The 7,516-nt window shown below is 64.7% G+C and carries 9 protein-coding genes; 5 read left to right on the forward strand and 4 right to left on the reverse strand.

Annotated features, from left to right (window positions below):
- Positions 1-215 (forward strand): HRDC domain-containing protein (locus MOV75_RS20475; RefSeq protein WP_247006486.1); only part of this gene is annotated, 215 nt, incomplete at its 5' end.
- 182 nt (positions 216-397) lie between these two features.
- Here the strand turns inward: MOV75_RS20475 and MOV75_RS20480 are convergent.
- Positions 398-1,414 carry a 1-aminocyclopropane-1-carboxylate deaminase gene (locus tag MOV75_RS20480; RefSeq protein WP_246929238.1) on the reverse strand — a complete coding sequence of 339 codons (1,017 nt, stop codon included), beginning with the start codon at positions 1,412-1,414 and terminating at the stop codon, positions 398-400.
- A gap of 158 nt (positions 1,415-1,572) precedes the next feature.
- On the opposite strand from MOV75_RS20480, the gene MOV75_RS20485 reads away from it, so the two are divergent.
- From MOV75_RS20485 to MOV75_RS20495, 3 genes are all read left to right on the forward strand, one after another.
- On the forward strand, positions 1,573-2,037 hold the full coding sequence (locus MOV75_RS20485; protein ID WP_246929239.1) for an Lrp/AsnC family transcriptional regulator: 465 nt from the start codon (positions 1,573-1,575) through the stop codon (positions 2,035-2,037).
- 67 nt (positions 2,038-2,104) lie between these two features.
- Complete coding sequence (locus MOV75_RS20490; protein ID WP_246929244.1) at positions 2,105-3,268, forward strand: PLP-dependent cysteine synthase family protein; 1,164 nt, start codon at positions 2,105-2,107, stop codon at positions 3,266-3,268.
- 107 nt (positions 3,269-3,375) lie between these two features.
- Positions 3,376-3,936, forward strand: coding sequence for a carboxymuconolactone decarboxylase family protein (locus tag MOV75_RS20495; protein WP_246929240.1), 561 nt, complete (start codon positions 3,376-3,378; stop codon positions 3,934-3,936).
- A gap of 16 nt (positions 3,937-3,952) precedes the next feature.
- On the opposite strand, the gene MOV75_RS20500 is transcribed toward MOV75_RS20495, so the two are convergent.
- Together MOV75_RS20500 and MOV75_RS20505 are read right to left on the reverse strand one after the other, a co-directional pair.
- Positions 3,953-5,536 carry a sensor domain-containing diguanylate cyclase gene (locus MOV75_RS20500; protein WP_246929241.1) on the reverse strand — a complete coding sequence of 528 codons (1,584 nt, stop codon included), beginning with the start codon at positions 5,534-5,536 and terminating at the stop codon, positions 3,953-3,955.
- Positions 5,537-5,691: 155 nt separating this feature from the next.
- Entirely contained in the window at positions 5,692-6,555 is an 864-nt protein-coding gene (locus MOV75_RS20505; protein WP_246929245.1) for a hypothetical protein, read from the reverse strand.
- A 214-nt stretch (positions 6,556-6,769) separates the two neighbouring features.
- Between MOV75_RS20505 and MOV75_RS20510 the strand changes: the two genes are divergently transcribed.
- Positions 6,770-7,018: a hypothetical protein gene (locus MOV75_RS20510; protein ID WP_246929242.1), complete on the forward strand. Its 249-nt coding sequence runs from the start codon at positions 6,770-6,772 to the stop codon at positions 7,016-7,018.
- A gap of 6 nt (positions 7,019-7,024) precedes the next feature.
- Here MOV75_RS20510 and MOV75_RS20515 read toward each other — a convergent pair.
- Positions 7,025-7,516, reverse strand: a 492-nt coding sequence (locus tag MOV75_RS20515; protein WP_247006488.1) for an alpha/beta hydrolase, incomplete at its 5' end; no start/stop codon positions are given.

A 7,516-nucleotide genomic window follows, 5' to 3' on the forward strand; every position in this document is an offset into this window, starting at 1 on the left:
ATCCGGAACTGCGCGCGCGGCTGCGGTCCTGGCGCTCGGACATCGCCCGCGAACGCGGCGTGCCGGCCTATGTCGTGCTGCACGATGCCACCATCGACGGCATCGTCCGGGCCTGGCCGACGACACTCGATGAACTCCGCAACGTGCCCGGCATCGGCGACAAGAAGCTCGAGCATTACGGCGACGAGCTGCTGCAGATCGTCAGGACGCGGTAGACCTCGTCATCCCGGACAAGCGTGCACAAGGCGCGCGCAGATCCGGGATCCATACCGCGTGATCTATCTTGAGGCAGGGGAGGAGACGTTCTTCGCCAAACATCTCCCTGTGGTTTTGGGTCCCGGGTCTGCGCTGACGCTTGCCCGGGACGACCGCGGTGGGGAGGTGCGAGTTGGAGCTCTCAGCCGTTCCGGAACGCATAAGCGTACCCGTTCAGCGCGGGCGCGCCGCCGAGATGGGCGTACAGAATCTTCGCGCCCTTCTCGAAATAGCCCTTCTGCGCGAGGTCGATCAGGCCCTGCATCGACTTGCCCTCGTAGACGGGGTCGGTGATCATGCCTTCGAGACGCGCGCTGAGGCGGATGGCTTCCTTGGTCTCTTCCGACGGCACGCCGTAGGCGGGATAGGCGTAATCCTCGATCAGCACGACGTCGTCAGCGACGAGGTCCTTGCCGAGCTCGACGAGTTCAGCCGTGTTCTTCGCGATCTCGAGCACCTGCGACTTGGTCTGTGCGGGCGTGAAGGACGCGTCGATGCCGATCACCTTGCGGGCGCGGCCATCGTCCGCGAAGCCGACCAGCATGCCGGCATGGGTGGAGCCGGTCACCGTGCAGACGATGATGTAGTCGAACTTGAAGCCGAGCTCTTTCTCCTGCTTGCGCACCTCTTCGGCGAAGCCGACATAGCCGAGCCCGCCGAACTTGTGCACGGAGGCGCCGGCGGGAATGGCGTAAGGCTTGCCGCCCGCGGCCTTCACTTCCTCGATCGCCTGCTCCCAGCTCTTGCGGATGCCGATGTCGAAGCCGTCGTCGACCAGGCGCACATCGGCGCCCATGATGCGTGAGAGCATGATGTTGCCGACGCGGTCATAGACGGCGTCCTCGTGCGGCACCCAGGCTTCCTGCACCAGGCGGCACTTCATGCCGATCTTGGCCGCGACCGCCGCGATCATGCGGGTGTGGTTGGACTGCACGCCGCCGATCGAGACCAGCGTGTCGGCGTTGGAGGCGATCGCGTCGGGGATGATGTATTCGAGCTTGCGCAGCTTGTTGCCGCCATAGGCAAGGCCCGAATTGCAGTCCTCGCGCTTGGCATAGACCTCGACATTGCCGCCGAGATGTTTTGACAGCCGATCCAGCTTCTCGATGGGCGTCGGGCCGAAAGTCAGCGGATAGCGCGGAAATTTGTCCAGCTTCATGGGGCATCCCGATTGGCGTTGATGTCCGCCGCTGCCTAACATCACTCCAGGAAAATGTGCTCTCGAATATTGCGCCTATATTGCTCGCGTTCTTGCGAAAATTGCGAAATCTGCTAATAATTCTTCCATAAAATCGTATTTCTATGGAAGTTTCTTTCGTGGCCGCTCGACTCGACCGAACTGACCTTAAGATCCTGAGATTGCTCCAGAATAACGGTCGGCTCAGCAATGCCGAGCTGGCCGTATCAGTCGCGATCAGCCCCGCCACCTGCCATCGCCGGACCCAGCGGCTGTTCGAGGACGGCTTCATCGCCACCGTTCGCGCCATGGTTGCGCCGAAGAAGGTGGCCAAGGGCACGCTGGTGATGGTCGGCGTCGTGCTCGACCGCTCGACGCCGGAGAGCTTCGCCACCTTCGAGCAGGCGATCGCCAAGCTGAAATTCGTGCTCGACTGCCATCTCGTCGCCGGCGACTTCGACTATTTCCTGAAGATCCGCGTCGGCGACATGGAGGATTTCAACCGTATCCACGGCGAGCAGCTCATCGCGCTGCCCGGCGTGCGCCAGACCCGGACCTTCTTCGTGATGAAGGAGGTCGTCGACAACGCGCCGCTGGAATTTTGAGCGGGCTGCACGATGCGCCCTCGTGCTAGATGGACGTCAGTTTTCAAGGAATCGCCTGGTCATGCCGATGGAGCCGCCTCCCTTCCGCCACCATGATCCGGCCGGGCCGGCCTATCGCCGCGGCTGGGTCGATGAGGCCGTGGCCGCGATCGAGGCCGACCAGTGCCGCACCGCCGATACGCATCTGATCCGGCTGATCGTGCCGGCGCTATCAGGCATCGACATCTATCTGAAGGATGAGTCGACCCATCCGACCGGCAGCCTGAAGCATCGCCTCGCGCGCTCGCTGTTTCTCTACGCGCTCTGCAACGGCCACATCCGCGAAGGCACGCCGGTGGTCGAGGCCTCGTCGGGATCGACCGCGGTGTCGGAGGCCTATTTCGCGCAGATGATCGGCGTCCCCTTCTACGCCGTGATGCCGCGCACGACGTCGGCGGAGAAGATCGCCGCGATCGAGCATTATGGCGGCAATTGCCACCTGATCGACGATGGCCGCGCGCTGTATGCGGAAGCCGCTGCACTCGCCTCGCGCCTGAACGGTCACTACATGGACCAGTTCACCTTCGCCGAGCGCGCGACGGACTGGCGCGGCAACAACAACATCGCCGAATCGATCTTCACGCAGTTGCAGGGCGAGCCGCGCCCGTTGCCGGACTGGATCGTGATGGGCGCCGGCACCGGCGGCACCTCGGCCACCATCGGGCGCTATCTGCGCTATCGGCAGCATCCGACACGGCTGTGCGTCGCAGATGTCGAGCACTCCGCTTTCTTCGACTGCTTCCGGACGCAGGACCGCTCTCATGTGTGCGAGCGCCCGTCGCTGATCGAGGGCGTCGGCCGGCCGCGCTGCGAGCCTTCCTTCGTGCCGGGTGTGGTCGACCGCATGATGAAAATCCCGGATGCGGCCACGATCGCGGCGATGAACGTGCTGTCGCGCCGGCTGCGCCGCACCGTCGGCGGATCCACCGGCACCAATTTCCTGGCCCTGTGCCGCCTTGCCTCGGAGATGCGCAAGGCAGGCCAGACAGGATCGCTGGTGACGCTGATCTGCGATTCCGGCGAGCGCTATCGTCAGACCTATTATGAGCCCGAATGGCTAAAGGCACGCGGCCTCGATCCGGCGCCGTTCGAGGAGGCGCTGTCGTCATTCCTCGCGACGGGCGAGCCGCTGACGTTTGCCATCGATGACGTCGCAAATCCCCAGAGCGCACGACGCTCCGAGGAGACATAATCCAAATTATGAGAACGCCCGCCCGGCGTGCGATGTCACGGCAACTTCACTTGCCTTGCATGCCTGTGCAGGCGACCGTCCCGTCTTCTCAACGAGGAGATCCCGCCGTGCGCCTTCCCATTCTCGATCCCAAGGATCTGTCCGCCGAACAGAAGCCGCTCTATGACGACATGCAAGCCGGCATCAAGGACCACTTCAAGGGCTTTGTGAACATGCGCGACGACGGCGCGCTGCTCGGGCCCTGGAATCCCTGGCTCCGCGAGCCGCGCTTCGGCAAGCCGGTGTGGGAGCTGGTCAAGGCGATCGCGTCGAACCCGCTGCTGCCCGCGCCGGTGCGCGAGGTCGCCATCCTCGTCACCGGCTCTCATTTCCGTTCCGGCTACGAGCTCTATGCCCATGTGCTGGTCGCAGAGCAGCGTGGCCTGTCCGACGAGAAGCTCGCGACGATCGTCGCCGGACAGCGGCCGGTCGATCTCACCAAACAGGAGGCCGTCGCCTATGACCTCGCATCCGCGCTCGTGGGCGGCGGTGTGCTGCCGGAATTGACCTGGCGCGCCGCGGTGAAGGAGTTCGGCGAGCATGGCGCTGCCGAGCTGTCGTATCTGGTCGGCGTCTACTGCATGGTCTCGGTCACGCTGAACACGTTCGACGTGCCGGTGCCGGACTGAGAGCTGGTTGCTTCTATCACTCCGCCGCTTTGCTTGCAGGCGGCGGAGGCGCGAAGGCGATACAGCGGTTGCGGCCTTCGGCCTTGGCCTGGTAGAGCGCGTGATCGGCCGCGCCCATCATCGCGTCGATGCCGGACATGCTGACGGTGGCCTCCGCGATGCCGATGCTCACGGTGACGCCGAACTCAATCTCGCCGGCAACGATCTGCGCGCTCATCACGCGCTTGCGGATGCGGTCGGCGACAGTCCTCGCCCGCGACAGGCTGGTCTCGGGCAGGAGAACGGCGAACTCCTCGCCGCCGAGGCGGCCGACGATGTCCGATTTGCGCTTGCCGTCGAGACACGCGGCGGCAACCGCTCTGATCGCGGCGTCACCCACGGCATGGCCGTAGCGATCGTTGACCGACTTGAAGTGGTCGATGTCGAGCATCAGCACGGAGACGGAGCGATAATAGCGCTGAAACCGGCTCCACTCGGCCTCGAGGCTCTCGAGGAAGTGGCGGCGGTTGTAAAGGCCGGTGAGCGAATCGGTGGTGGCGAGCGTCTCCAGCATCGCGGCTTTTTGCGTCAGGTCGGTGATGTCGATATAGGTCAGCATGCGGCCGCCATTCGACATGGTGGTGCAATGGGCCCTGATGCGCCGTCCGTCCGGCGTCTGCAGGTCGCGCACATGGTCGCCAGCCGTGACCTCTTCGACGCGCCGCGCCGGAAATCGCGCGATCTCGTTCGTCGGTAGATTGGGCGCGCTGGCGCGATGCAAGCGCCGCACGAGCGACGAATAGGCCGGCCGGCTCGCGGCCTCGTCTTCGCTGACCTCCCAGAAGCGTCGCATACGCCGGTTCATGAAGGTGGCGTGCAGGTCGGAGTCGAGAAGGAGCACACCATCCTGGACATTCTCGAGCGCATCCCGCAGCAGCTTCAGCTCGTCGGAGGCGCGCACGATGTCCGTGACGGGCGTATAGGTCAGCATGCGCCCGCCATCGGGCAAGGGCGTGACCTGGACACGCACGACATCACCATTGGTCCGGCGCAGATCAATCGGCGTCGGATCACCCGCCTCGATCACACGGACGCGTTCCGCCACCAGAGCATCGAGCTCGGGGTCGGGCACTTCATAGGCGCCGGTGTCACGGCCGTGATGGAGCAGCGTGAGGATGGATGGATTGCTGTCGGCAACCTCGTCAGGCAGGCGCCACATCTTGCGGAACGACCGGTTGATCAGGCGCGCCCTGAGACTGGAGTCGAGCAGCACGATGCCGGTCGGCACGTGATCGAGCGCCGCGCGCAGCGCCAGCATCTGGCTGCGCATCAGCGCGTCGGACGAGCGTTCCCGCTCCTCGCCGACCGCTCGCTCGACGCTGCCTGGCTGCTCGAAGGCGATCCCGACCTGACGATCCGATCGCCAGATCACGCGGCAGGTCAGGATCTCGCGCCCCGCGAGCCTGAGCTGGAAACGCTCGGGCACGCCGAGGCCGCTCTCCATCTCGAGCGTCGCGGCGTCTTCGGTCAGGCGGCGCACGACGCAGTCGATCGAAGACTGGCCGAAATTGAAAAAGATCTTCCCAGCAAGGAACGTCCGTTCCGGAACCAAGCGGGACATTCGCAGCCTCCAAAGCGAAAACGACGGGACGAACACGACACCAAACAGCCGGTCCAGTCTCGCTCAAGGTTCCTTGCGGCGATGTAACGCGATCAGTGATTTTGGATGAGGATTAACGATTGGTTGACGAGCGAGGTGGGGTGACATTGGCCGCACTAGTTGCGGATGGCGTAGAGCGGTGTCCGCAGCGTCACCTGGTAGGCCGGCTTCGGCGTCCACGCGATCTGCGCGGTGATGCCGAACAGGCGGTTGTCGTTGTCGTCCATGCGGTCGAGGTCGAGCCGCAGGATCGGCTGGGTGAAGGACGCCGCCAAGGTCCGGCCGGCGAGCTGCGCGCCGCCGAACGACTGCATGCCAAGGCGCCCGGTGAACTTCCAGTTGCTCGGCCATTGGTAATAGCCGCCGGCATAGAGGATCGTGTTCGGCCGGATGCTGGCGAGCTGGCTGGCGATGTCGGTGTGGGTATATTGCACGCCGGCCAGCCAGCCCCGCGTCTCGTCCTCGTCGAGCGCGTAGTCGAATTCCAGGATGTTGTTGAACGAATTCGTCATGCCCTGCTCGTTCGGCACCGATTGGGTCAGCGTCGATTGCAGCGTGATGGTCGGGATCTTGCCGCCGTTCTGCTGATGGAGGTCGGCCTGCACGCCGATGTTCCAGCTCGTGATGTCGAACGCTGACCAGCCGCCGCCGATGTCGGTCGTCGAGCCCGACACACCGCCATAGAGCGAGACGCGATCGCTGACGTCCACCGTCAGCGGCAGATCGACGGCGATCGATTTCGCGGCCGGCAATCCGTTCGGCAAGCTTGCGCCCCGGCGCGCCGCCAGCGCCTCGAATGCGGCCGACAATGACGTGTTCCCGAAGCCCAGCCCGAGCGTGCCCGCCGGAATCGTCGCATAGATCGTACGGAGATCGAGATAGATGTTTGGTGCGGCCGGCTTTGCCGGTGCGTCGTCGGCAGCGAAGGCGGCGCCGGCCGAGATCGTCAGACAAAGCAGCCCCATCGCGGCAGCGCGCAGAGCCTGGCGATGCAAGGGGCTATGATCGAGCACGAGACAATCCGACGCGGCGATTTGGTGACGGAATTCTTTCTAGATGGAACGTGATCGTTGGTGCGGTCAAGCGCTATTGCAAGCGGTGGACTGCACGGACGTGGGCGGCTACCTTGTGGTGATTGCACCGACACACACACGCCGGCCGGGGTGCAGGCGAGACAATGGAAGGACGACAGCCATGAACACGTCACGCCGCATTCTGCTCACTGGTCTGGCGGGGCTCGCTGTTGCTCCGACGGCCGTGGCTGCCGCCATACGGACGTCCGCGCCTGACGACGTGACGGTCGCCGAGGAGCGCTTCGCGCGCACCATTGCGGCTGCGCATGCGCCCGACGTCACCTGCGCAAGGCAGGCCGAAAGTTATGCGGATGCACATTGGCCTGAATACGTCGTGGCCGCCAGGGCTGTCCTCGACGCGCGGGTGTGATCCGCGCTACTTCCCCACCGCTCGCCGCACCTGCTCGCCGATCTGCGACAGCAGGAGCTGCGCCTGCGGCAGGATCGCGCCCATGGCGTGGAAATTGTGAACCATGCCGTCGTGGCAGACATGCTCGACGGCGACGCCAGCAGCGAGCAGCTTGCGGGCATAGGCATTGCCTTCATCGCGCATCGGATCGTACTCAGCCGTGTGGATGATCGCGGTCGGCAGGCCGGTGAGGCGTGTTGCGCGCAAGGGGGAAACGCGGGGGTCGGCGGTGTCGACGCCGTCAGGCAGATAGTCGGAAAGATCGGCCTCGATGGTGACGCGATCGATCAGATGGCCCTCGGCAAAGGCCTCGCGTGAGGGCGAGGTTTCCTCGAAATCCAGCACGGGGCAGATCAGGCATTGCGCGGCGATGGCCAGGCCAGCGGTTTGCGCCGCCTCCTGGCACACGATCGCAGCGAGCGTCGCACCGGCGGAATCGCCGCCGACCACCAGGCGGTC

This window comes from Bradyrhizobium sp. PRIMUS42, from assembly GCF_023006515.1.
Lineage (GTDB): Bacteria > Pseudomonadota > Alphaproteobacteria > Rhizobiales > Xanthobacteraceae > Bradyrhizobium.

Coding starts and splice junctions, on each gene's coding strand:
- MOV75_RS20510 (WP_246929242.1), top strand. CDS start 6,770: ATGAACACGTCACGCCGCATTCTGCTCACTGGTCTGGCGGGGCTCGCT.
- MOV75_RS20480 (WP_246929238.1), bottom strand. CDS start 1,414: ATGAAGCTGGACAAATTTCCGCGCTATCCGCTGACTTTCGGCCCGACG.
- MOV75_RS20500 (WP_246929241.1), bottom strand. CDS start 5,536: ATGTCCCGCTTGGTTCCGGAACGGACGTTCCTTGCTGGGAAGATCTTT.
- MOV75_RS20490 (WP_246929244.1), top strand. CDS start 2,105: ATGGAGCCGCCTCCCTTCCGCCACCATGATCCGGCCGGGCCGGCCTAT.